Source organism: Neiella holothuriorum (assembly GCF_019457915.1).
Lineage (GTDB): Bacteria > Pseudomonadota > Gammaproteobacteria > Enterobacterales > Neiellaceae > Neiella > Neiella holothuriorum.
The window spans coordinates 29,179-53,009 of the sequence record NZ_JAHZSS010000010.1 but is presented as its reverse complement, the minus strand read 5'-3'; the positions used below and the strand labels follow the sequence as shown (position 1 = coordinate 53,009).

The 23,831-nt window shown below is 47.1% G+C and carries 31 protein-coding genes; 16 read left to right on the top strand and 15 right to left on the bottom strand.

Annotated elements, in window-relative coordinates; translation table 11 throughout:
* Window positions 1-112 precede the first annotated feature (112 nt).
* From K0504_RS09825 to K0504_RS09815, 3 genes are read right to left on the bottom strand one after another with little or no spacing between them, the layout of a single operon-like run.
* Window positions 113-1,243: a hypothetical protein gene (locus K0504_RS09825; RefSeq protein WP_220104017.1), complete on the bottom strand. Its 1,131-nt coding sequence runs from the start codon at window positions 1,241-1,243 to the stop codon at window positions 113-115.
* A complete protein-coding gene (locus tag K0504_RS09820; RefSeq protein WP_220104016.1) occupies window positions 1,237-2,193 on the bottom strand; it encodes a recombinase RecT in 957 nt (318 codons plus the stop codon). The genes K0504_RS09825 and K0504_RS09820 overlap by 7 nt, the downstream gene beginning before the upstream one ends.
* 16 nt (window positions 2,194-2,209) lie before the next feature.
* A complete protein-coding gene (locus tag K0504_RS09815) occupies window positions 2,210-2,989 on the bottom strand; it encodes a recombinase RecT (RefSeq protein ID WP_220104015.1) in 780 nt (259 codons plus the stop codon).
* 167 nt (window positions 2,990-3,156) lie between these two features.
* Here K0504_RS09815 and K0504_RS09810 point away from each other — a divergent pair, with 167 nt between their 5' ends.
* Together K0504_RS09810 and K0504_RS09805 are read left to right on the top strand one after the other, a co-directional pair.
* A complete protein-coding gene (locus K0504_RS09810) occupies window positions 3,157-3,636 on the top strand; it encodes a lytic transglycosylase domain-containing protein (RefSeq protein WP_220104014.1) in 480 nt (159 codons plus the stop codon).
* A 24-nt stretch (window positions 3,637-3,660) separates the two neighbouring features.
* A complete protein-coding gene (locus K0504_RS09805) occupies window positions 3,661-4,065 on the top strand; it encodes a hypothetical protein (RefSeq protein ID WP_220104013.1) in 405 nt (134 codons plus the stop codon).
* 42 nt (window positions 4,066-4,107) lie between these two features.
* On the opposite strand, the gene K0504_RS09800 is transcribed toward K0504_RS09805, so the two are convergent.
* Both K0504_RS09800 and K0504_RS09795 read right to left on the bottom strand, forming a co-directional pair.
* A complete protein-coding gene (locus K0504_RS09800) occupies window positions 4,108-5,634 on the bottom strand; it encodes a sulfatase-like hydrolase/transferase (RefSeq protein WP_220104012.1) in 1,527 nt (508 codons plus the stop codon).
* Between the two features lie 126 nt (window positions 5,635-5,760).
* Window positions 5,761-6,900: a PD-(D/E)XK nuclease-like domain-containing protein gene (locus tag K0504_RS09795; protein WP_220104011.1), complete on the bottom strand. Its 1,140-nt coding sequence runs from the start codon at window positions 6,898-6,900 to the stop codon at window positions 5,761-5,763.
* A 164-nt stretch (window positions 6,901-7,064) separates the two neighbouring features.
* Between K0504_RS09795 and K0504_RS09790 the strand changes: the two genes are divergently transcribed.
* Entirely contained in the window at window positions 7,065-7,766 is a 702-nt protein-coding gene (locus tag K0504_RS09790) for a PI-PLC domain-containing protein (RefSeq protein WP_220104010.1), read from the top strand.
* A 212-nt stretch (window positions 7,767-7,978) separates the two neighbouring features.
* Here K0504_RS09790 and K0504_RS09785 read toward each other — a convergent pair whose 3' ends face one another.
* Window positions 7,979-8,278 (bottom strand): hypothetical protein, encoded by a 300-nt coding sequence (locus K0504_RS09785; protein ID WP_220104009.1) that lies wholly within the window; start codon window positions 8,276-8,278, stop codon window positions 7,979-7,981.
* Window positions 8,279-8,507: 229 nt separating this feature from the next.
* On the opposite strand from K0504_RS09785, the gene K0504_RS09780 reads away from it, so the two are divergent.
* The 4 genes from K0504_RS09780 to K0504_RS09765 all read left to right on the top strand — a co-directional run bounded on the left by K0504_RS09780 (window position 8,508) and on the right by K0504_RS09765 (window position 11,133).
* Window positions 8,508-9,254, top strand: coding sequence for a hypothetical protein (locus tag K0504_RS09780; protein ID WP_220104008.1), 747 nt, complete (start codon window positions 8,508-8,510; stop codon window positions 9,252-9,254).
* Window positions 9,255-9,320: 66 nt separating this feature from the next.
* Window positions 9,321-9,809: a hypothetical protein gene (locus tag K0504_RS09775; protein WP_220104007.1), complete on the top strand. Its 489-nt coding sequence runs from the start codon at window positions 9,321-9,323 to the stop codon at window positions 9,807-9,809.
* Between the two features lie 12 nt (window positions 9,810-9,821).
* Complete coding sequence (locus K0504_RS09770) at window positions 9,822-10,445, top strand: HNH endonuclease family protein (protein ID WP_220104006.1); 624 nt, start codon at window positions 9,822-9,824, stop codon at window positions 10,443-10,445.
* Window positions 10,446-10,590: 145 nt separating this feature from the next.
* On the top strand, window positions 10,591-11,133 hold the full coding sequence (locus tag K0504_RS09765) for a flagellar transcriptional regulator FlhC (RefSeq protein ID WP_220104005.1): 543 nt from the start codon (window positions 10,591-10,593) through the stop codon (window positions 11,131-11,133).
* 52 nt (window positions 11,134-11,185) lie between these two features.
* Here the strand turns inward: K0504_RS09765 and K0504_RS09760 are convergent, their stop codons facing one another.
* The 3 genes from K0504_RS09760 to K0504_RS09750 all read right to left on the bottom strand — a co-directional run bounded on the left by K0504_RS09760 (window position 11,186) and on the right by K0504_RS09750 (window position 12,894).
* A complete protein-coding gene (locus K0504_RS09760; protein ID WP_220104004.1) occupies window positions 11,186-11,656 on the bottom strand; it encodes a hypothetical protein in 471 nt (156 codons plus the stop codon).
* Between the two features lie 54 nt (window positions 11,657-11,710).
* Window positions 11,711-12,334, bottom strand: a complete 624-nt coding sequence (locus K0504_RS09755; protein WP_220104003.1) for a WGR domain-containing protein — start codon at window positions 12,332-12,334, stop codon at window positions 11,711-11,713.
* A 98-nt stretch (window positions 12,335-12,432) separates the two neighbouring features.
* On the bottom strand, window positions 12,433-12,894 hold the full coding sequence (locus tag K0504_RS09750) for an OmpA family protein (RefSeq protein ID WP_220104002.1): 462 nt from the start codon (window positions 12,892-12,894) through the stop codon (window positions 12,433-12,435).
* Between the two features lie 179 nt (window positions 12,895-13,073).
* On the opposite strand from K0504_RS09750, the gene K0504_RS09745 reads away from it, so the two are divergent.
* Window positions 13,074-13,280, top strand: coding sequence for a hypothetical protein (locus tag K0504_RS09745; protein ID WP_220104001.1), 207 nt, complete (start codon window positions 13,074-13,076; stop codon window positions 13,278-13,280).
* Between the two features lie 72 nt (window positions 13,281-13,352).
* On the opposite strand, the gene K0504_RS09740 is transcribed toward K0504_RS09745, so the two are convergent.
* The 3 genes from K0504_RS09740 to K0504_RS09730 all read right to left on the bottom strand — a co-directional run bounded on the left by K0504_RS09740 (window position 13,353) and on the right by K0504_RS09730 (window position 15,939).
* Complete coding sequence (locus K0504_RS09740; protein WP_220104000.1) at window positions 13,353-13,805, bottom strand: hypothetical protein; 453 nt, start codon at window positions 13,803-13,805, stop codon at window positions 13,353-13,355.
* 179 nt (window positions 13,806-13,984) lie between these two features.
* Window positions 13,985-14,647: a hypothetical protein gene (locus K0504_RS09735; protein WP_220103999.1), complete on the bottom strand. Its 663-nt coding sequence runs from the start codon at window positions 14,645-14,647 to the stop codon at window positions 13,985-13,987.
* Window positions 14,648-14,802: 155 nt separating this feature from the next.
* Window positions 14,803-15,939 carry a DNA-binding protein gene (locus K0504_RS09730; RefSeq protein WP_220103998.1) on the bottom strand — a complete coding sequence of 379 codons (1,137 nt, stop codon included), beginning with the start codon at window positions 15,937-15,939 and terminating at the stop codon, window positions 14,803-14,805.
* A gap of 218 nt (window positions 15,940-16,157) precedes the next feature.
* Here K0504_RS09730 and K0504_RS09725 point away from each other — a divergent pair, with 218 nt between their 5' ends.
* Window positions 16,158-17,216, top strand: coding sequence for a hypothetical protein (locus K0504_RS09725; RefSeq protein WP_220103997.1), 1,059 nt, complete (start codon window positions 16,158-16,160; stop codon window positions 17,214-17,216).
* Here the strand turns inward: K0504_RS09725 and K0504_RS09720 are convergent.
* The 3 genes from K0504_RS09720 to K0504_RS09710 form a co-directional block, all read right to left on the bottom strand.
* A complete protein-coding gene (locus K0504_RS09720; protein ID WP_220103996.1) occupies window positions 17,213-17,800 on the bottom strand; it encodes a CYTH domain-containing protein in 588 nt (195 codons plus the stop codon). The two genes, K0504_RS09725 and K0504_RS09720, sit on opposite strands and share 4 nt — an antisense overlap.
* Window positions 17,801-18,001: 201 nt before the next feature.
* Window positions 18,002-18,631 (bottom strand): hypothetical protein, encoded by a 630-nt coding sequence (locus K0504_RS09715; protein ID WP_220103995.1) that lies wholly within the window; start codon window positions 18,629-18,631, stop codon window positions 18,002-18,004.
* A gap of 57 nt (window positions 18,632-18,688) precedes the next feature.
* Entirely contained in the window at window positions 18,689-19,408 is a 720-nt protein-coding gene (locus K0504_RS09710) for a metallophosphoesterase family protein (protein ID WP_220103994.1), read from the bottom strand.
* 332 nt (window positions 19,409-19,740) lie between these two features.
* Here K0504_RS09710 and K0504_RS09705 point away from each other — a divergent pair, with 332 nt between their 5' ends.
* The 7 genes from K0504_RS09705 (at window position 19,741) to K0504_RS09675 (ending at window position 23,798) form a co-directional block, all read left to right on the top strand.
* Window positions 19,741-20,469, top strand: coding sequence for a DsbC family protein (locus K0504_RS09705; protein ID WP_220103993.1), 729 nt, complete (start codon window positions 19,741-19,743; stop codon window positions 20,467-20,469).
* Between the two features lie 23 nt (window positions 20,470-20,492).
* On the top strand, window positions 20,493-20,714 hold the full coding sequence (locus K0504_RS09700) for a hypothetical protein (protein WP_220103992.1): 222 nt from the start codon (window positions 20,493-20,495) through the stop codon (window positions 20,712-20,714).
* Between the two features lie 19 nt (window positions 20,715-20,733).
* Window positions 20,734-20,955, top strand: coding sequence for a hypothetical protein (locus K0504_RS09695; RefSeq protein ID WP_220103991.1), 222 nt, complete (start codon window positions 20,734-20,736; stop codon window positions 20,953-20,955).
* 111 nt (window positions 20,956-21,066) lie between these two features.
* A complete protein-coding gene (locus tag K0504_RS09690) occupies window positions 21,067-21,819 on the top strand; it encodes a tyrosine-type recombinase/integrase (protein ID WP_220103990.1) in 753 nt (250 codons plus the stop codon).
* A 97-nt stretch (window positions 21,820-21,916) separates the two neighbouring features.
* Window positions 21,917-22,171, top strand: a complete 255-nt coding sequence (locus tag K0504_RS09685; RefSeq protein WP_220103989.1) for an AbrB/MazE/SpoVT family DNA-binding domain-containing protein — start codon at window positions 21,917-21,919, stop codon at window positions 22,169-22,171.
* On the top strand, window positions 22,171-22,521 hold the full coding sequence (locus tag K0504_RS09680; protein WP_220103988.1) for a type II toxin-antitoxin system PemK/MazF family toxin: 351 nt from the start codon (window positions 22,171-22,173) through the stop codon (window positions 22,519-22,521). The genes K0504_RS09685 and K0504_RS09680 overlap by 1 nt, the downstream gene beginning before the upstream one ends.
* A 20-nt stretch (window positions 22,522-22,541) precedes the next feature.
* Window positions 22,542-23,798, top strand: coding sequence for a hypothetical protein (locus K0504_RS09675; RefSeq protein WP_220103987.1), 1,257 nt, complete (start codon window positions 22,542-22,544; stop codon window positions 23,796-23,798).
* Window positions 23,799-23,831: the final 33 nt, after the last annotated feature.

Genomic DNA, 23,831 nt, shown 5'->3' with positions numbered 1-23,831 from the left:
ATGTTGCAAAGGTATCTGAGTGCTGCGGACGCTATTGTTCTTTGTTTCAAGGTAAAACTCCCGATCAAAGGTGTTTTACAAGCATGCCCCGACTTTAATAACGGGCAACTGACTACCAATCGCTCCAATTCTCGGCTGCATCATTGTCGAGTGGCTGGTTGATGTCGCTGACGCACTCTAAGTTAACTTGATGTTCTGGTAGGGAGCATTCTTCTGCATCGATATTGTTGACGCCACAGATCTGCATATAATCTTCGATTTTTCCGTCAGCGATATTTACCGCTACTGACACAACATCAAACAACTGATAGCTGGCACCGTGCGAAGGTAGCAAAGCGATGGCGTTCATTCGTCCATTGCCATCTTTGCAGCCGAGTTGCACCAGGTCGCCACAAATTTTGAGCACCACCATATTCACGGTTGAAGCCCAATCCAATCGCCAGTATTTCGGTGACTGAGCTGGTTGTTCACCTTGACAGTAGCCCGCCGCATTTTCACTGATGAGCAACGACACGGGTGATAGCACCGACGCCACAATACCGCCTTCAGTTAGATATTGGACGGCGGCTTGCTGCGTCAGCGATGGCAGCAAAGTGATTTTGTCTACTCCTTGAATGTACTCTGACAGGAACGCGTCCCGCTGAAGCTTGTTCATTGTTGCATTGACAGAGTTGGCAACCATAAGGTCGATCACACAGAGCGTATCGCGACTAAAAACGGCATCTATAAATACGCTTTCAAGCTGAATAGGCTTAAGGCAAGACAAAAGCTGGTCGGTAATTTTTTTCGGTAAATCGAAACGTTGACCGGTTTGCGTTCGCGCTTCAACTGAAGCGCGATGCAGGTCGGCATCCACAACAAGACGCACGCCCTTAGGTAGGGGAGTGATGGAGTGTCGGTCAAACGAGCCAAACAATACATCTGTCATGTCGTATTCGACTGCCGAATGCTGAGCAAGTACCACTTGGCTTAGGCTCTTAGGGCCCTGCGTTGGAGCATAGTCTTCAATCAGCTCATAGCCCTGCGCCGTCTTCTCACCAATAAGTGATTCTACAGCTGCTTCTGCTTGAAGGCGGCGACGCTGCTGCTTTTTAGCGCCTTTTTTCAGGCGAGAGTTTGCGCTACCACTAGCTGTCTCGACCAATAGTGAATTGCCATAGTTTTCTTGCTGCATCGTAATGGCGTACAACTGCTCCCGGCTTCGTGATTTGCGAGACATCAGCACTTTTCTTAGCATTACCATCCGCCGAACTCCTCTACAACCTGATACCCAGAAGACTCCTCTGCAATGGGCTCATCGGGTTCAACGAGCTGTTCCACTTGCTCTTGGGGATGCTGCGTAACGCTAACTACTTTTAGGTTTCGCTCAATGTGTTCGCCCATACTTGACGATAAAACCTCCATCGCCTTTGACGGCGCATTAATAACAAAACGACGCTTACTCAGCTGTTTGTTTTGTTGAGCTATGACGGTGCTGCGCTCCTTGTAAGCCTCAAAGTAATCATTGTGTAAAGCCGCTAACTTTGACATGTCATCCGCAGCAGACTCCTTCTTCCCGGCAACCAAGGCCGACTGGATTGAGTTGAACGCTCGGCGAAGTACGCAGCATTTCATAAAGTCGTGATAATCTTCCGCACTCCGAAACGGTACGACATCTCCGTATTTCTGAGAGATCGTGAGTTCGACAGCGGCGTTGATTTCCTCTGGCGACATTGTGATAACGGTCGTCCCGCCATCGACGAGACATAGTTGGACATATCCGCCATTTAGGTTGCCGGTTCGTTGTTGCGTGTCGAAAGAGTGTTCGACCGGTTCGCGCGGGCCATGCATCACAAACTCATCATCATCGAAGATAAGCTCTACCACCACGCTTTGATAGAGCTCGCAGTTCAACAGTGGCGCGAGTAAAGCTGTGGTCGACAACTCAGGAACAACTTCAATTTGCTTGCTAAAGGGTTCGACGCGAACGCGCAAAGACGCATTAATCGTGGTTTCATTGATCAGGCTTAGCGCGTCAAGTTTGTTGATGCTGCGCTCAAGCGAATCAGGTGACGCTTCTGCCAGCGTAATACTGTGTTCACCGATAGCGTAAACAGCGGAGTAATCGACAGAGACATTGTTGTAGAGCTGGTTGAAGGCCAGCTCTCCGGCAACCAATGCGTTCAGGATTTTAGCGTGTGACGATGGAATCATGGTTATTTGCTCCAGTTTATTCGGTCACGGGGAGGTCGGCATTGTCTGCGTCTGATTCATCTTGCTGAGATAGGTTGGAAACCCGCTTCATCAAGTCGGAGTCTGCGCCGAGAGATTCAACGAGCATCTCCCATTGCTTCCATGCGCGCCGAATAACTGTTTTGATTCGCATTTGATCACGAAAAGGCCCTTTCCATACTGAGAAGCCGTCGCCAGCGGCTGCCAGCATTTCTGTTTCAATCGCAGTCAATTCTTCAGGTGACATCACTGTGGTACAAATGCTGCCATCAATTAACTCAGCCATGCAGTAACCGCCTGCCATTTCTCCGCGTGCTTCTAAGCTGGTGGACAACGACGTGATCCGGTGTTGCACCTCTTGTCGAGGACCATGGTATGCGAAGTCGTCTTTTGAATAGATCAACATGGCATCGGCGCGCTTTATGACGCCGGCACACGCAGCCAAATATTGATACCCGCGATAGCCAATCTCAAGTTTGCATTCGAGCTTGCCCTGGCCGACGTTCCATCGAGAAGTTAGGTATGCGTAGTCTCGGTGAGGATTTAGGCTGATGCCTAGAATAGCTGTCAGCATAAAGGCTTCGTGGATACTGTGAGGATCAGCATTCAGTAAAGAAAAATCACCGTAGGACTGGGTTTTAATAATTTGCTGATGGGCGTAGTTTGCTTGCTCGCGAAAATCAATATTGGTCTGGTAGCGGTTCGATGTTTCTTCAAACTGCTGTTGAGACTTTCGAAGCACTTCAATGTGAGCTAGGGCGTTTGTAGTTGGTTGCATGGCGTTCTCCGCACATCGATTGATTTGTAGCAATACAATCTCACGGTTTAGGAGGTGCGCAACTGCGCCTTTGACTGCGTTGTTAGCGCCGCGAATTTAGCGCCTTAGGCAAGCACCCCCTCTGGTGTACTTCGCTATCTTAAGCGTTGGCCATAGAGGAGAAAATCATGTTTGAACTGCCACCAGTGGACTTGGTTGAGCTTGAGCCGAATCCGATTGTTATCGAATCATGCCTCTCCAAATCAGCAAAAAAGCATCAAGTTCCAGAAGTTATGCTTCGTGCGATTATGGATGTTGAAGCGGGTAAGGTGGGCACGGTAAAGGCTAATCGAAATGGCTCTGCGGATTTAGGCGTGATGCAAATCAACACGATAAATCTGAATGAAATTAAAACCAACTTTCCTGACGTCGGTTGGTATGAGTTAGCCACACGACCGTGTACCAACATCGATGTCGCGGCTTGGTTTTTAAAGAAGAAAATTGATAACCGGGACGGACACGTAATTGAAGGTGTTGGTGATTATCACTCGAAGACACCGGAAGTCCGCATTAAATACATGTTCCGAATCTTTGAAAAACTCAATTCAGAGACATATCAGTCATTGAATGTGAACTGGAGCGAGATTTTGGGGCCTGCAGGCAAATGATTGTAACCGGCTGCGGTTTTTTATATGTACAACGATAGCCCAGAACAGATGTTATATGAGCGTCGCCCAGTCGGGTTTATCCAGTTGATTGACCGCGACACTGGAGCCATTTTAGCTCAGCGGCGCGGGTTAGAAACGAATGTCGGATACATGATGACTCATGTATGGCGGGTGACCGAGCGGCAACGTGTCATTTATTCTCATTGCTCAGGAGTCACTGAGCCCGCACAATTTTTCCACCCCATACGCAACGAAGAAACCATTCAGCTATACGCGGATGCTCTCACGGTCTGGCCAGAAAACGTGAGCCCTTCGTGGCAAGGGTTGGCGTTAGAGTTAGATCCGTTACGCGTCAGTGTTTGCGATATTGTAGGACCAATGTGGTCGGCATTTTCCAACCGGAAGTGGGTCGGTACATCTGAATATTAAAACCTACAACAAAAAGTAGTTACGGCCACAACCTCAGGGCTATTAACTTTTAGGGTCACGGCCAACAGTCTTTTGGCAACTGGATGTTTCAATGAATAAGAAGAACGAACCCTCCCACGCACACGAATAGCGACTTCTTCCTTGTGCAGCCAACTCCTCGTGTAGTGAAAAATAAGGCAACGACAGTTCATGCACGGTCGTATGGCCAGCCAAGCGAGCTAACGTCAACGAAATATCGTTCCCCGCAATCGGCGCCTGTTGATTAAGGCGTAGAAACTCTCGGACATCTGGCTGTGTGTCAGCGGGTGGGATGATAAACATTGGTACCTGATTGGTATCGGCATTCATGCTTTTCTTTCCATGGTCTGAGATAAAAAATATCCATGTCTGATCGTCTATTTCACTGAGTAGCTTGGCTAGATTGTGATCGGAATAGAGCACGCTATTCAGATACTCATCATCGAATTTCTTGAACTCGGCAGGGCTTTTGTCTGCATAGGGTAGGTGGGAGCCGTTCATCTGCCACACTACAAAGCTTGGTCCAGCATCAATCGATTCGTTCCAATGAGGCAGAAGAACGCTTTCTATAAATTGACCATCATCAACACCGGCCAACAAGTCTGATCGAGGTTTCAGGGCTCTGACATCAATATGCTTATCAACACCGCTAGAAACAGCTTGGTTCAGCCGTCCCCAACGCAGAGAACGACTACTCAAATAGCTAGTTTGGTACCCTGCAGATTTCATGTAGCCAAAAACGCTGGGCGTCGAGACTGAGAAATGTTCCGGATCGGTAAAGTTCAGAAGTAGGTAGTGGCTCATGACTGTAAATTTGCCAGGCGCCATCACATCTCGGTAGTAGTAACCTTGGCGGTCACGGAGCAAACCTTCTAAATGAGGTGTTGTTTCAAATTCAGAGCCGTAGAGGCTCATTGCCTCTTTGTCCATGCCTTCCCCTATGATCCAGAGAATATTGGGCGCTTTAGACGCTGTGACGTGTGCCGTAGGGATCTGGCGCTCTGCAGAAACAAAGGAGTGTTTGTATTTAAGTGATTGTGGGATTTTAAATAGTGGGAAGCTGCTATAAGTGACGTCCATCAGTGTTGCTGAGCTGGCGGCGAAGGTGGCTATTACAGCCAAGGTGCTACAGAAAATCGTGGAGCGCATTCGAGTATCCGTGCGTTGCTCGCGGATCCAATTGAAGGTCACGCCAAACCATGCCGTGAGCGCGACAATCGCAATGACCATGGTTGGCCACATCCACCAAAGCAGGTAAGGCGCCGAGGTGTGCCATGTGTTAATTGGAGACTCAATAAAAGCTAGCACTTGGTCATAAAAAATTGGTCGGCCAAGAGCAGTGATGTTGCCCAACTCTGCGGTCAACAAGAGGCCGGACAGGAAGGCCAAAATCCAACGCCCGCGGCGAGGTAAAATTTGAGCTGCAAAAATCAGTGCAGTTATTCCTATCAGATAAGGGGTCCACTGGAATGTGTTGCCACTTAATCGGACAGCCAGTGGCATGGTGCCAAAAGCTCCTATCAGCGCACAAAAACGTAGAGCAAATCTCATTAGCTTTTCCGAGTTAATCGAACGAATAGCCGCATTCTAATTAGAATGCGGATGTACCGATAAAGGCAAAGAGGCCGGATTTAGTGTGGTTAGAAAAAAGCCTCAGTGATATCCGAGGCCTTGAGATTATCGACGGCGAGCGGGAAGCTTAAGTACAGTGATTCTGTCCCGGCGAGTGTATCCAAACCAATCATCCAGTTTAAGACAGTCCTCAAGCTTGCTAAGGTAGCCCATAAGGTCGCGATAACCTTCTTCGATATCATCATCACTTAATTCATAAGGTTCGCAGATATCCGCATCAGCATATTCAATGGCGATAAAGACGAAGATCTTGATAGGGATGCCTGCCAGATTTCCAACATATTTGTAGAACTCTTGCTGAATGTCGTAGCGCAAATCTGCACACTGATATGCAAACCCCGAGGAAGCTGCGCTTCGTGTGGTTTTTACGTCAACGGCGATAGAATCGAAGCGCAACCAGTCATATTTGACCTTTAACATTAGGCCTGTTCGCGGATCGCGAGCGATGACGGTTAATTCTGGGTAGCCGTTGGAGATGAGCTTGTCCGCATAAGGGTGATCTTTAGCTGACTTGGCAATTCGGTGAGCGTCATCCCACATAATGCCATCCAACGGAATCTTGTCGCACAACTCTTTAATCGATTCATCTTCGAATGCGCGCACTATCGACATTCTGCTTTTCGCCTCGCTAATGAACTTCTCTGCGGCCGCGTAGGCTTGAGCGCCGACGTTATCGCGCAGGGTTTGAGCGATGATAGCATCGAAAATAGGTAGCTTAGGGGCAACTTCTAACAGGCGCTTTATCAGCTCAGGTTTGCTCCCAGATGTTTTTAGCTTCAGTTCCTCACACTTTGTTTTCAAGTCATCAATTGTCACTAGAACATCGTCAATTTCGTGCATTAAGGGCAGACGGAAATAGCGGTCATGAAAGCCTTCTGGCTCTAATACCAACTCATGACCCATTGAACCCGTGTCAAAAGTGCGAACTTGAGTCAGCGTGCGAGCGCGTTCGATATCCGATAGGTACTGGCGATAATAGTGAGCAGGGGATTCTGCAAACTTTTTAAGCTTGCTTGATGAGATCGCAGGTAGCGAGTGATAAACATTGTTAGGCAAGTCGGTATAGATCCCTTCTATCAGATTGCCTGACGCATCCTGAAAGTTTGGCTCACCATCCGCATCGTAAGCTGGCCCAACACGATCTAGCCAGTGCTTCTCGATAGATAGTTCTTCAGCGGTTCCCATGAATGTCTCTCCATTAACTCTGATAACTAAAGCATCTCACTGATTTAGAACTGCGCCACTAGCCAACCATTCCGTGTAACGAGGTGGATTTGATTTGCTAACGCACCAATGACGCCGCCGTGAACCAATAAACTAGCGTCATTGACCATCACTGAATATCAATTGTGTTCCGATTAGTTAAAGCCGGTTTAACCGCCATAACGCTCTTGGCCGCATCGCTTTCTACGGTTGCAGCGGAGCAACATCAACGCCCGCAAATTGCACATGCTGGAGGCGCGATTGATGGGCGCACATACACGAACTCAATCGAGGCACTGGATTTCAATGCTGCACGATTCAAGTTATTCGAGCTGGATCTTATCGAGGTGGATGGGACGTTAACTTGTCGTCCTGACTTTTGGAGTCGCGCATTGACGTGGGTTGGTAAAAGAACACGTTTTAACGCATGCACCATGGCGACATTGGCCACCTGGCTTGCACAAAATCCACATGCCAAGATTGTCACTGATGTAAAAACTGACAACTTAAAGGGACTTCAAATACTTGCATCGATTTTCCCTGAACAGCTAGATCGATTTATTCCACAGCTCTATCAGCCAGAAAACTACGAGTTCGTCAGGCAGCTAGGGTTTAAAGACATTATATGGACGCTTTATCGGTATGAAGGCTCACAAGAGCAAATTGTTCGCCTTAGCGAAACCATGCCGCTGTATGCGATCACAATGCCCGTTCGGATGGCTCGTACAGGGTTGGCCCAGAAGTTAAATGTTGCGACCTATGCTCATACGGTGAACAGCGCGCAGTCGTGGCAAAGGCTAAAAGCTCTTGGTGTGAATCAAATTTATACCGACGGTGTTGGTTTATAATTTGATTGATCACGGATTTGATTGAAATTGGCAAGGTAAAGCTATGAATGACATTTACAGCATCCCACTCCCAACTCTTGAAAACCTTCTCTCTGGAGCCACTAGAGGCGAATTCTATGCGCTCGCTAAAATCACTGAACTGTTTGGGTACACACAAGATGCGGCCGAATTTATCGCCAAGCGAAGGGCGATGGAATTGCCAGATGAAAGCGTTATGGCAATACCGCAGAGCCGGTCGGTTCATGCGGGCACGTCATCTTATTAAGTGACGATTGATAGAGCTGCTGCCGATTGCCCTCAATATCAAGAACACGATATGCCAATAGCTTACGAAACAACGGACTATCGTTGACCAGCTCGATCTTCGAAATTGTGACGGCGCACTTTTGTTGTAAGTACGTCTGAAGATCCTCGGCAACGTTAACGGCGACAGCTCGATCATCAGTGGTGGCGTTAGCTGTAGAGAGCGGGCTTGCAAGCAGCATTAACGTGAGCAGTATCGGTTTGCGCATGATGACTCCTGAAGTTTGAGCGGTCGATTGTATGACGCAACGACCAAGTTAACTGCATGCTTAAACACTCAAATTATCGCCTTAAGGATGGATTGAGGCAGATATTAGTAATTTGGTTGGACGAGAATAGCGGGTTACAATTAACTGGTCGGATGTGTTGCCAATTAAGCAGCGCACTTTTTAACCCGTGCTTTGATGAGTTGGAATTTATATGTCGTGGAGAGCAACAATGACAAAGAATACAGTTAGCTTATTGGTAGCGCTGGTTGGTTTGGGTTTGAGTGGCTGCAGTACAACACCTAGCGAAGAATTGTATGCGCAGCAATTGGAAATTGAACGTCTGCGCGCGGAGGCTGAACAATCTCGCAATGAAGCGAATCAAGATCGACTTGAAGAACAGTTAGAGTTGGTGCCAGAGTGGGTGCTTTCGCCACTTCGCCCGGATGCTACGGGCATGTATGGTGTCGGCATTAGCCAAAGCTCTAATCTTAATATTGCACTCAAGAAGTCGCGCCTTCAGGCCGAGTTTGAATTAGCCAAACTTTATCGCCAAGAACTTAGTGGTTCAGAGCGCTCCTACGAGCAAGATAATGGAACGACGGACACGCAGGAGCAGTACACAAGCCTTATCGACAAGCTTGTTGAAAATGTACCTGTTGTTGGTTTTGACGTGGTTAAACAAGAAGTAAAACCTATTAATGGCCAGTACCATGCTTTCGTCCTGCTTCGGTTACCATACGATGAATTCAATAAAGTGATTCAGCAGCAGCGTTTGCTTTCAAGAGAAGATAAGATCAGCGCCGCCTTTGATGATTTAGAAAAGCGCTTGGACAAGCGCCGCACTCAGCGCATTGAGGACGCTAAGCTAAGTCATGATCGAGAGATTGAGCGCTCTCAGGTTGCTCACAAGCAATCGATGGACGAAAAGCGAGCGGCGCAAGATGTGCCTGAGAATTCAACCAAACCTCAGGCATAAGCCGTTCTGAGTATCTGGCGACTCTCACACAAGGGTTGCCAACTTTTTTATAAAAGGATTTTTAAGATGGCGAATACTGATGACGCCGATGACTTTGGCTCAATGCAGTTAACCGACTCACTTGAGTCACTAACGCCAGCAGGCTTGCAGGCTGTACTCTGTGAGCACGTTTTTGGTGAGCATGCTCAATGGGGGGAAGCGTTTAAGAACGGCAGGAATCAACTCATGTTATCCGCTGGTCCGTTTGAAGGGCATGTTGTTGCCATGGATGGAGACTGGGGAGAGCAGGAGCCATCGTCGGCATTCGCCTTTTCGTTTACTCATGAATATTCAGCAAGCCCTCAACTCGAACTCTTAAACGAACTCAATCGAAACAACCTGCAAATCAAAGTCTATTTCGATCAGTCGTCTAACTCCCTGATCTGCGAAAAATACTTCATATTGTCGGCTCAAACGTCGGTCGATTCATTTATATCTGGCCTTCGAGGGTTGCTGGCTAAGGTCGTAGAAATCAATCGAACATTGAGCGAGTCCAGCTCCTCTTTTTCACATTAAAGTGAGTAGTAAATGGGTAGTAAATCGATATTAATGTCTTCAGTAGCGGGAGCGTTGGTAGCAGGCATTGCTCTGATAGCAAGCAGTGCAGCCATTGCTGCAAGCCCGTCGAGCGCGAACGAACAAGGCGGCACATACAGCCGTTCGGATTGGCCACACTGGCTTGATGATGATTCAGATTGTCAGAACACGCGCGCGGAAACGCTGATAAATTACTCAAAAGTCGTGGTTACATTTCGTCGGACGAAGGGGTGCATTGTCGACCTTGGAGAATGGTACGATCCTTACTCGGGGCACACATTCAACAAAGCGTCAGACTTAGATATCGACAAAATTGTCGCACTTGAATGGGCTCACCGCCATGGTGGCGCCGACTGGCCAACAAGCAAAAAAGCTCAGTTTGCGAATGATCCGGTAAATCTGCAGCCTGTCTCGCTGAGCCTTAATCGGCAAAAGGGCTCCAAAGGGCCCACAGAATGGCTACCCCCCAACCAACAATATCGCTGTCAGTATGTAGCTCGATTTGCAGCAGTTGTCCGGCAATATGGACTGCAATTCTCAACGTCTGACGCTCAGGCTGTTCGCCAGATGTTAACGACATGCGGATACGGTGAAAGCGGCTTTATGCCGAGTTAGCACCGGTCGTTCTACACCTTTAAAGTTGGCGCTTCGGCGCCAGCACACTACCTCTAACACCCACAAACAACTCCCGTTTCGAGCAACTCATAGAACCCAGCTCTCGCTACCATGAAGATCCCCTTAATTTGCCAGAGCAAACGATATGACAGCTGGTGCCACATGCGATGATGAGCGGCTATTTAAAGTCGCAGAGCGAATTTACACACGCATTAACGTAGACCAACGAAACGGCGCACAGGATGCGTTTGAAGGATTGATCCATAGCGTTGTCGTTAACAGCGATGCTCGCAAGCAAGTGATTTGGCGCGTAGCTCACGATTACTGCCATGGTAAATGGTCGAGACTACTTGATAGCGAAAGTTGTCCGCCAGGCATCGAGAATATTGTGAATTTGTTTCGTCTGCTCTATTTGTCATCAGCCGAGGAATTTGTGGAGCCGCGCCTTCTAAGCAGGTATGACCTTGCTGTCTCGTTGTCGCGCCATCAGCAAGGAGTTATAGCTCGCTGCTTTGAGTGTGGGATGTGGCTTCAAACGTGGACGTGTTCCTATTGCGGGGCTCACGATGTTGTCCAAGCACTAGATGCTGCCAATGTTGAGCTTGAATCTATTGTGGCTCGTAAAGGATATAGCAAATCGCTACAGCTTATTGATCAGGCTGTAGCATTGCTTGAAATGGAAAATTGATAGCGATAAGTTCAACGCAATTACTCAAGCTGAGCCTGCTTACAAGGAAAATTCAAGTCGCTTCTTGATGTATGTACGACTGAACAGGGCCGCCGACTTGCAAGTCAAGCTTGGAAGCCACTGCAAATGATTTATTAACATCGCCGCACGCTAAGTATGCTGCTAGCACTTCGCGCTCGCCACCACCTATGGCAATGGGAGGTAGCACATCTGCAACACCGCCTGTCGCAACGTAGTATAGGATCTTGCTATGAGTGTCCAACACTAGCGCCTTCCAATGCTTGAGATCTAACTCAGAAATGGAATTCATCAATACTTCGTAGGTGCTATTGGGGGAGGTCTTGATTTGTTTTTCTAGAGCGTGCAAGAACGCCGTTTTAATCACGCGACGACCGGTACCCGCGACGACCAAATGGCCCACAAGATGGATTTTTTCATAGTCTCCTACAAAGTTATCCCATCCGTCTGAAACCTGAGAGTCAGTGTGAATAGTCAGGTCTTCGGTGACAAGAATTGCTGTCATGATGAATCTCCTTTACGTTTTGTAAACCCATTGTTCCTCGGTTTAAGAAACGCGCTACTGAGAACACCGATCGGCCGACAGCCATTCCGGTTTGCTGACGTTTACCTTCATGGTTGTGTAGTCACCGCTGTTACTAACAACCTTTAGAACATTTTCATCAGAAACTATCTCGCATAGGTCGAACATGCCCAGTGCAACCCCATTGCTATCTGCCTTGCAACAGACGACTAATTCATCATCGTCAAGATAAGCAAACTCCACAAGGTTGGCGCCAGTCGGACGAGACATTGCTATTAGCGCGGTGCGCTGTAGAGAGCTGGCTAAAGCGTCACGCTTGGCTGCTTGGCTTTTTTGCTGCTCCTGCTCGGCTACCTTCTGGCGTTCGGTATTCCACTGGCTAGTTTGATCGTTACTGCTCTCTAATTCGTACCGATCTCGTTTTGAATTGAGCTTTTTAGATGTGGCAGCTTTTGCTTTTGCCACTGCTGCGCTTAGCAAACCAAAGTCGCCAATATTATTTGTCGTACCTGCGCTACCTCTGCGCCCATAACAGGTGGTTACGGTATGGTTTTCAATCCCATCTTTATAGCTAGAATTAATGGTTACTTCATAGAACTTGTCTTTGTTTTCTGCGGGATTCTGAAACATCAACAATGTGTAGTAGGTACGCAAATTCATTAGGCATCATGTATTGTTCAGTTGGTACCTACGAAACTAAATCAGAAGCCGTAACGCGCAACTTGCTAATCGTTGGCAACTTCCATCTCGCTAACTCGCTAATAGATAATTGTTGCCCGCCGATTCAGTCGGTGGCTATGCTCGGTGCCTCGATGGGCGATTGGTTTGTTGGACGCATAGGAACGCAATATAAGCTGATGCTCAGCGACGCCGTTCTGTCGTAGCGCTCTGGCCACGGCTTGCGCCCGCCGCATTCCTAGCTCATGGTTGTATTCGTCAGTTCCTCGCTCGTCGGCATGGCCTGCAACGAGAACGATCAACTCTTTGTTCTGCGCAATGTATTGAGCATGAGCCTGCACACTCTCAAAGTCCTCTCGGCTCAAAGTCGCCTCGTCGTAAATAAAAAACGAGTGGTGTGTGAGGCGCTTTTGTTGGTCCGAACTTAGTGGTGCTGGTGGTGTGAGCACATCGACAAACTCGGCGACTGGCGTTGCTGGGTCAGTTTGAGAACAAGCGGTCACTAAAATGATTAGAGATGAGAGCAGGGCTGGCCGGTACATTGCAAATTCCTGTTTGAATAATTCAATTCAGCATATCTCAGCAGCACATGACGACTCCGGTGTTACGCAGTAAAAAAACGGCTCTAACAACCAAAGGTTAAAGCCCGTTAATTCGTAATATGCAGGCAACCGGCACTACTGAGTAAGTCAGACATGCCGATAACCTAACGGAGATCAATATGCCTGAACGTCAAATTAAAAAATCAGCGAGACTTGCCGGTGTTGCAGCTTGCTTGGCAGCATCGGCCGTCGTTGTGCTTGGCTGCTCGACCACTCCTAAGGAGGCGGAGTCAGTTATAGAGCTACCTATAAAGCATATGGCTGCTGGTGTTTTCGGGCAGGGCGTTGGCAGTATTGCGCACCAGGTATCGATTGAACCGTACTAGCTCATAAACGATCTGAAACTGAAAATTGCAGAGCGCAGGGGCGCCTTTGATTTGCCTTGTTACAAGGAAGCCTTACAAGCCAAAAATTGCCCCAACCAACAACAGAAGTAGACCAGTAACTATAGATACCACCCAAGGTTCTTTGACAAAGCCGTGTAAAACAGAAGGCGCTTTAATATAGAGAGAGGTAACATCTTTGCCACTATCCATTACTTCATAATCTTCGTAACCGTAGCCAAGGCTAATCAAAACCACCCCAGAATCAGCGCTATTGAACTCTTTAATTTCAGATTCACTCTTTTCTCTCAGGATACTTAGCTCCTCAGTATGCCGCTTATCGGTTTCTGTGATCTTGATTTGTGAAATGCTATGAGGTTGAAGAATTTCACCATCATAGAATATTGATTTCCCCTGAAAGAATGGCTTAACAAAAAGTTTTCTAAGTTCTTCCGGTGATAAATCTCTAAATACACAGGTCCATTTATCTGATGCCTTTACCTGTACCATTACTTGAAGGTAGCCCATAGCCATGCCTTGAAACAGTTTATTAGTGGGACCGTGCTAGGCCAGCTAGCACGTAGATGGACATAAATAAGGGGATGACGCTAAAATCCACATTACTCATCCCTGAACATTAGAGCGTATTTCTGCGCATTCGGCAGCGCATGATCTAGTTGATGGCCGCCGAAATAGAACACGCTTTTCTAGTCTGTTGTTTTAGTTTCTAAAACTGCGTTCCCAACAATAATCATCATAGCCTCAAGCCAACCCATGTTCGCTCGGAATTTGTCTAGTTCTTCACCTTCCAAGTCATGCCGGTAATCGCTACCTAATAAACGAACCATATATTGCTGTTTTGACAAGATAAGTGGAATAAGCTGTTGTAATTGTTGCTTGCTGAGATTACCTCCGCATATTTCTCGGATGTAGCCACCGTAACCCACTTCTCGCGTACAATCGACCGTGTCAAAGAAACGCTCACCGTCCGTTGTACCAATTGCAACGCTACGAATGAACAACCAATCAGATGCGATGTATTTGAGACGATACCGAAATTTAACAGCTTTAATGTTGGGCGAACGTGAATCCCATTGCATGATAAATGCAGGCGCTTCACCGATGGCTTTCTTGCCGTAGCTATAAGCATGGCATTGGTAGGTAAACTGATCGCACTCGACCGAGCTGTGGTCCAATATGCCTTTCAGGTCGATTTGATCAACCTTCAACGCGGTTGCTACCAACTGTGAAATCTGTTGCTCGTATGGTTGGTTTTCCTCTTGAATCGTGGTTGCGCAGCTCGACAATATTAAAGGCATTGCAATCGCACCAAACCAACGTTTCATGAGTCCGTGATTCAATCTTATCATCTGGTTTCCTTTCCTATTTATTCTAATGCACTGAATCAGCCTAAACCTTTGCTACATGAATTCAGGGTAACGTGTCAGGTTACATCAGGCGCTGGCGTGAAAAGTGACCGATTGCGTTCAGAATAATCCGCTTAAACCGAAAACGTAGCACAAGATTAATTCGTACCGTCACCACTTGGTTTAGACAGATCTTCAACGGATTGGCGCAATGACTGGTTCTCGGCTTCGTATCGCTCGGATGACTTTTCCAGCTGTGCAATTAGCTTTTCATTTCCTGCTATCGTTGCAGCATTACTTTTCTCAGTTTGCTCATGGGCTCGAACTTGCTCGTCAAAGTTAGCTTTTTGCTGGGCGTGTTTTTCAGCTTCTGCAGATAACCGCTCCATAAGCTCGCTCACTTTCGTATTTAGGCCGCTAATATCTCTCCTAGCATCATTTAACTCGTTACCGAGCTGAGAGTTATCACTTTCCACGGTTGCGTTTTGCTCCTCGAGCTTTTGTATCTGCCGCTGCAAGTTTTTAATCAGAGTGTCATTACCGTTAAGAGTCGCCTCGTGACCAGCCTCCACTCTAATATGTGTCGCAATTTCGGCCGCTAGAGATTTGTTCTCTGCCGTTAGGGTTTTTATCTGATCTTTCACTTCCGCTACATACGCTTCGTTGCCTTCCAGCTTCAAATTCGCTTTGGCGACTTCTGTTCTGAGTGTTTCGTTGGACTCGGTAAGCGCTTTGTTAGCCTCGGTAGCTTGAGTCAATTGTGTTCGCAGTTCGTGGACAATTGCTGAATGCGATTCCTGCTCTTTTTCAAGATTTGTTGCAGCTAGCTCGCGCTGGCGAGCCATCTCAACTTTTGAGTCGTTTTGCACGCTTAACAACTCATTTTGCAATTCTGAAACCTGCTTTTCTAACTGTTGTAGTACAGCGTTTTGCTTAAAAAGTTTTTCTTCAGATTTCTCCAAATCGTCCAGTGCTTGATCACGTTGCTCATTGGCATCTTGTGACTGCTCTCTGTAGCGCTGCTCAGCTTCTACCCCAAAACGAGTAATTTCGCGCATGAAGGATTGGGTAAATTCCGATGAGAAGCCGAGCCTGTCGTATAAAGATTGTTGGTTAGCCTCAAGCTCTTTCTTCCATGCTGCAAAGTATTTGTGAACGGTGCTTGTGCTGCTGACATCCGGAAGCATGGAAAGAACTCTACGGACTGAGGGTTTTGTTCCCTCGGCATATAGTTCGTTACAAATAGCCGCCACTCTATCTTGAATAGAGCCATCTTGAATCACTGAGTCTGTCATAACCGTTCCCACGAGAGCCTTTGGGTAGATTTTAACGCGAGATCAGCATTCTTTCAAACGAACACGATTTAACGAACGAACAGTGTTCGTTTGTTCTGCTTATGAGTGGGGTACGAAGGCGCGTGGTAATAATTTGCAATCAACCTCGACTGCACTATTGTTCAAATAGTAACCATTCGCGTCGGGCGTACTTAAACAATGCTTCTTGGGGGGAGATCATGGGTGGAAAAATAAATACTCAACAGCAGGTTGCTTGGCAGTTGGTTGCGGAGATCGCAACCATGTATGTCACAGGTTGGCTGATGAGGAGCGCTGATGACGGGGATCGGGAGTTAATAAACGATATCGCCGATGGTTTCCAAAATGTTTCTCAACGCATAGATCAGCTGAACCAGCGTCTGGATCAAGTTATCGCTATTCTTCATCGTTTGCCGGCAATAATGACTGGGTTGCTAAACAAAAGTGAGATGGCCTCAGCCCTGAATGAAGCGACTGGTCACCTTAATAATATTGTTCCTTACTTACAAAGCGAGGATGTTTTTAGGAGAAATGCGCGAACGGTTCGAAACCAATGCGAAGCAATGTGGCCGCACATGAGCAACTACATTGCACGTTCAGATTGGAAGGAGAGGGGGCCGATAGATGTGATGGTCACTCTAGCTCCGCACTTCGCAGTATTTGCAAAAGCCTATACATACTCTAATCATTACTTACACACAGCAAATCCAAGAGGCTCCAAAGTTACCGCTTGGGATCACCCTGCTTCAAAAATTTGCTCGCAGATATTCGAGCGTTTTTTTAAGCTGTATGAGGACACGGAAGTCAAGTCCATCGAAGCCAGTGAACGCTTGATGCCAACAGAACGTGTGGTTGGTGCCAAAAGGCTTTATGACTTCGCTGAAGGGGAGGGTTTTGCCCCGACCCCCTATCTTGTACCAAGTTACTTAGGGGGGGATATTGCTCGTGGATTGCAGTTCAAGTTTTCTGCTTGGGTTTTTGACGACAATGTACAGTTAACTATCGTGCGACGTTGGGAGGCAGGAGATCCTCCCCAATATCCAGGTCATGGCTGGGCCTTGAGGCAGATGCCCCGCACCGATAACCCGAGACATATTCCTCATGACAAGCTTGTTGTTTTTCGACATGCCAATGAGTTTGTCAAAGAAACATTTCAACTCAAAGCCGATTGGAGAAATTTGCATGAAATTACCGGAGATATCCGCGAAATGCGTCGAGTGCACGAACTGATTAGTGTTAAACCACCGTCCTGGAGCTAGACGGCCACTCTTTGGCTCGAAACACGCCCCTTCCGGAGCGTGACATCATCTGTATATGACGCAGGCATACCGATATGGGCCAACGTAGACAGTTGATAATCAATCGATGATGTTATTTCGCGTAAGACCGCTTTAGGCGGAACGAATTGCCGAGCATCGTGTTCAGCCTCAAATTGATATCGAACGATTATCAAGCTGCTCAGGTGATCCTGAAAACGGTCAACTGAATACGGCAAACCGCGGCCACTAGATATGTATCTAGTGAGGTTTAAATTTTGGCCAAATGTCGTTGGCCATAGCGTATTGAATTGACTTAGGGAGAGGGCGCTAGCAATTTTGAACGAACGATTACTATGCTCTGACACGACAATGTTGGGATTACCATTGGTTAGAGTAATTGCAACATCGCGCTTATGGGTAATTGATACGAACCCTACCTCAATCTCACAAGGCTCAATATCACCGAGCTGGTCGACTGGAAAATCTGCGAGAGTAAATCGGCGCTCATAATACGTTGCTGTCGGAACGAGCTGTGGCGAAAGAATGTCGCTAGGGTAGTTACGGGTATAGCGCTGGCGCAGCATATCAACTCACTGGGTAATAGTATTTATAGCTGATATGAGAGTGCCAGCATTGGACAAGTCGGTGACGCTGAAAGGTATTGAATTTTGAGTGTTAAGGAGTAATCAATACCAATCGAATTACTAGGAAAACAGGGGTAGCCGTTATACCACCGACCTTAAAGGCAAAATCGCCCCCGATAACGATTTTGCGCACCTTAGCTTCTAAGCTCGCATTTGATGTTGGGCCATCGCCCTAAACGACGCTAGCGCAGCATCGGTACTAAGCCCAGGGAAATTTTGGCAGTACTGAACCAATGCAACGTGGCCAAACATGACTGCTTCTGGCAGCGAAACAGGGATTGCAATAAGCTGCTTGCCGGTTTCCTGAAGATTCACAAAAACCTTGCCCGGCTGGTGCGCTGCCTTCATTGATTTTAAAACGTCACCGACATTATGACCTTTAAACTCAAGTTGATTTAATAAGCCTAAGAACACCTGACAGAACACTGGTAGTTCTGACTTGGTGATTTGTAGAACGATTTTATTGTCCCAATCAAATTGCTTTGTGCCATCGTTTTTCTTATGGGCAGCTTCAATGCGAACAGTGTGAAAATCTTTTCGAGTGATATCTGGCTTCAGTTCCAAAGCAGTTTTCGCGCCATGCACCTTCAAGCTAAACAAAGCGTCAAAAGGACCGTGCTTTTTGGACGGTTGAGCGCTTTGCTGCGAAGGTTGATATGACGCGGGTTGGTTCGACTGATCGCCAACATTTGGCCGCGCCCCGCTGGGGGCATATTGATTAGGTGTGGCGACATGTGGACGCCAGCCTTGCTGATCGTAATTCTGGTGCATGTTGGTATCTCCTCGCTGTTTACTTCATTAGCTTGCAACCATTTTGATAACGCGCAACTAGCCGCGATTTAACAGGTGCCCTAACTCAATGAGCTGAAGCGTTTTTGGTTGTCTGGGTAGCACTCGAGCATTAAATCGGATCACTGGCTCATTAATTAGTTCAGAAGTAACTAGTGTCGTTGCTGCTCCGCGAATATCCATACCGATGTTCAGAGACATTAAATCGCCAAAGACACAGGATTCGGAAAAACTGGTTTCTGAGCGGAAGGATGCAGATTCCCAATTTAATCCGGGCGGCACCCCATGAACAAAACGAATATTTTGACCGTTTCGGCGAATCTCTAAGGTCAACGGAAGGTTGTGGATCTGCTTTAGGGCTTGACCAACTTCACTGGCCCCGTGGGACGTGACTGCATCACCAAACCACTTTGCCCCGCGTTTGCGCCATGCCTTCGTCATGATGTCATCACCACTAGATGCACTGCAAAGCCCTGCGAGCAACCAAGCTTCCTCGGTACCCATCAGCGCATAACACCAATCATGCTGAAGCATTGAAAAAACTGAAAATGAATCATCTCCAGCATCATCAATGATGTTCCCCATCATTACGAGCAGGTCGTTCTCAGGATCAAAGCACACTGCGCTGAGTGCTGCAGTAAGGTCTTGATGTCGACCACGAACACCTGAAGCTACATACACACGGCCATTACGTTGAGGCAGAACGAGGCGCTGCTCAAGCTGTAACGGAATTAGATCTTCTTGCGGAATTTTATTCATGTTTTTTTACCGGTGGCTAATTTGTAAAGAACCCAGGGCCAGCCAATGAGGCAAAGAGCAGAGAACAACAACTGATGAATCAAGGTTGGTTTGGCTGCGATCCTATAACTGACAAACAAGCACTGCCACACCAACATGCCTAGCAATCCGTGAATAATTAAGTAGGAAACCATAAGAGGCCTCTGTACAGCGATTGATAGAATCTATTCTCCACAGAATCCCTATGGTGCAACTGGTCTGTAACTTGCCAAAAAAAGAGACTTAAGAGCACATTGATAAATTTGCTGGAGCGGAATAATCACTAATATCAATCACAGTGGAAATTCAGACTCATGCGCAAAGCAATAAACGCATCTATAACGGCCCTCGTATCGCTGCTCTCTTTATCGGTTGCAGCAGAAGATCTAACACCTAAAGAGGTGAGCATAAAATTTAAAGAGCTGAGCGGTTGGTCAGCCAAAATGCGGTCGGTCGAAGACGCTCCAATCGATGGGTTTTATCAGGTCGTTACAGATAGCCGAATTTTCTATGTGTCCAAAGATGGGACAAAGATGTTTGGTGGCAGCCTTTATGACTTTGATAAGAACTTTTTTAATCACACAGAAAAGCGCTTGAAGGACGACCGGAAGGAACTGCTCACCACCAAAGGAGCCGACTACATCGAATTTACGGCCAGAGAAGAACGAACGGTCGTATATGCCTTTACTGATCCAACGTGCGGCTATTGTAAGAAGCTGCATGCGCAGGTCGATGACTACAACGAATTAGGCATTACGATTCGCTATCTGGCCTATCCACGCAACGGTAAGGGTAGTCAAGCGTTCGCCATGTTGAACTCAAGCTGGTGCTCTGAAACACCAAAGGACTCGTTACATGATCTTATGAACGCTAAACATAGTGGGCAATCAACGTGTGATAGCGATGCGGTGGCAAGACATTACGATCTTGGTCAGCAGTTGGGTGTTCGTGGAACGCCGGCACTGTATTGGGCGGACGGAAGCAAAATTAAAGGTGGTTACAAGCCGCCAGCGGAGCTACAGCGCCTAGCGATGAGTAAGTAATCGTGACGGTTTAAGGAGGCCAGATGCAACTGACAAGCAAGTGCGTTACGTTCATTGCTCGATATCCGCTCATCGGTTTGGTTTTTGTCGTGCTTTATGTGGTGTTTTTGTGGCTTGGGGCTATTTCAGTTTTTGAAAAGTACGGTTTGCTACATGCAAGTGCGTTTGTGCTCATGATGGCGTTTTGTGTGTCGCGAGTATCGCCATGTTTAATCAATAGAATTAAAGCTGCAAAGCAGCGTTAGAAACAAGGAAGCCCGAAGTATGAAAATTGGCGAATTTGAGCAAGCTATTGCTAATGACCCATCAACTTCGTTTTGGTTGAAAGAGCAACTCGAAGCTACTAAGCATCGAGACCCGGTTGACGCTTTAGATGATGCAGAATCATTAGTGTCGGCACTGAAATCAAGATTAAATATGCCACTAGTCTTCAAGAAACCAGAAATCAGCGACGAACTGTCGGCTAAGAATATAGATACTGAGTAATAAAGTTGCATACTCTCGCGTTTCCTTGGTTCCCAGTAACCATGCGCTATTGTTGATCTGATGCTCAAAATTCCTTTGAGTAAGGCTTTTTGCTGAAATGGGGGAATAGCCTTGGTCGGATCACTATCAAAAATATTGGAACCACCGAACGGTTGGCGTCCAAAACAGGCTGGCGTTATCTCGCCAAAAGACTTCCAAACCTTACTCATGCGGCTCGATCTGAAAGATAAAGATCCAGTGTTGGTGATGCGTGATAACTGTATGCTTTGGATGTGTTACGCCTCTGCATTTAGAGCAGTTGAAGTTGCTGGATGGTTAGTTAAAGAGGCTATGTATCCGAATGGTCAAATTTGCTCTATGACTCGGATTAGAGCTGCGGCCACCAAAGGCAGCTTACCTACTATCGCCCCTGTCGTGGTCAAGCAGCAACGGGCCATACTTGAAGCTTGGCTAAGTATGCGCGTCGAAAAAGGGATCATGCTTGGCAATAGTAAGCGCTATAGAGGTTTAAACCCTGATAGTCCGGTGTTTCCCCGTTACTATGCTGCGGCGTGGGGCCATTGGGCACCAACCCGTAAAGTAACCAAAGGTAAACAGTATCTAGTGCATACTAACCTACAAACACACCTATCCAAGCTGCATCAGCATTATGGTTTTCCTCAATGTTCAAGCCATTCAGGCCGTCGAAGTGTCACAGATGCTTTAAGGCGAAAAGGCGTAGAACCGGAAACGATTCAGGGTGTTCTTGGTCATTCTTGTATTGATTCTCAGTTGGTGTACTCAGACTTAGATTTAGCAGCATTCGATTCGGCTCATGAAAACTTGTTTGCAACTAGAAGCCCAATCAAGCTGACTCAAAAATGAGGTGTAACCACACTTGTTGAGTTATAACAATGTTGACACGACACTCAAAGTCCGTACAATTACTAATGTAATAACAATGTTCATACAGGTGCTTTCAATGAGAACCCAAGTGCGAAGAATCGGAAACAGTTTGGGAAGTATTATTCCTGCTGCTTTTGCTCGACAGTTAGAGCTTTCAGAAGGTGCTGAGATTGATGTGCAAGTTCAAGCTGGAAAGCTTGTGATTGCGCCTGCGCCAAAGCCTAAGAAACGTTTTCCATTTAGCGAGGCAGAGTTGGTTAGTGGCTTGGATGCTTTTACGGCTCATGCGGATGAATTGGCGACAGTATCAGGCAAGGAGCTTGGCGAGTAGTGGCAGGATTTACCCCAAAACGGAACGACATCATTTGGCTTGATTTTGAGCCAACTAAAGGGCGTGAGATTGGCAAATACCGACCAGCACTTGTGTTGTCGAGCGATGAATATAACAAGCGCACCGGCCTTGTGATCATCTGCCCCATTAGCACCAGCGTTCGAGGTGGCCCAACCGAGGTGCCAGTGAAGAATTTAGATCGACCTTCGGTAGTTGCTGCCAGTTTGATTCAAACGCTGGCGTGGGCTGACCGAAAAGCCAAGCTGATCACGACCGCTGAAGGCGGCGTGATGGACGATGTGTTAATGCGACTGATCCCGCTGATTGGCGCAGAAAAACTATTTGAATGAAGATCATCGAGGAAAATTGAATGAGTCAAGACGCGCTAAACAACCTTTCAGCTTCTTTAGGCGAACTAGCTGACGCTATTGAGGCGAAAGCCGGAAACCACGTTAGCCAAGCGAGCGTTTTGGGAGCTCATTTTTCGCGAGTGCCATTTTCCTCTGTGGCGGCCATGTGTCGAGAGCTATCATCGGATCTAGTGGCTTCATATTCTGGAAGTACAGCCACCGTTGAGGACTTGGAATCCTATGACGGGATTGTTGCAGAGCTCAAACAGCACGTAGTCCCTCATCTGGTATCAAACAACGCTCAGGGGCATCAGGCTTTGCCTAATCTACTGACCACGCTTACTTGGCTCAAAGGGGAATTAAGCGGTGAACTGATCAGTAGCGTTATGAATGACGAAAACCACTGGCCCCCTAGTTTAGAGCAACGAGTCCGAAAAATAGCTCCCGTTGTTTCAAAGCTCGAAGATCAAACGAGTGGCTTGAGTGGCAAAGTTACCGCCATAAATGAGGCATATAAAACTTCGAGAAAGTTGCCTGAAACACTTGCAAGTCTAGAACAGGCAGCGAGCGAAACCGAAGACATCAGCACCCAACTCAATAGGTGGAAAAAGTCATCGGGTGAGTCCCGCGATAAAACAATTAAGCATGAACAGGACGCCCAAAAAGCGCTTGAAAATGCCGCTGCAATTGAGAAGCGTATTGAAGAGAAGTATCGCATTGTTACATCAACAGGACTTGCGGCTGCATTTAATAAGCGGGCCTTGATGCTATCTCTGAGCCTATGGGGTTGGTTTGCGATACTCGTCACGTCTATTACTGTCGCAATATGGATAGGGCACGGAAAGCTAGTCGCTGTGGAAGCAATGCTTACAAAGGAGACTATTCACTACGCACCAGTGTTCATTCAATTGTTCTTGGCCGCTTTAGGTTTGGGGGGGCCAATTTGGATTGCCATAATAGCCACTAGCCAGATAGGGCAACGATTTAAGTTATCTGAAGACTATGCATACAAAGCAACTGTTTCACAAGCTTACGAGGGATACAGGCAAGAAGCTGTCAATCTAGATGAGGAGTATGCAAAACGCTTGTTCAGCACTGCATTAACTCGCGTGGAAGAAGCCCCTCTAAGGTTGATTCAACATGAGTCAACAGATGCGCCACCGGTTCAAGTGAGCAAAAGAGTTGTAGCTACCTTGGAAAAGACGGTTGATAAGCTGGCTGATGTTGCAAAGCCCATAGCTCGCAAGCTGACAGCCAAAGACGAAACCGCTAACTAGTAGGAAGGAAACCCATTGTTGGATTTGCAGTTG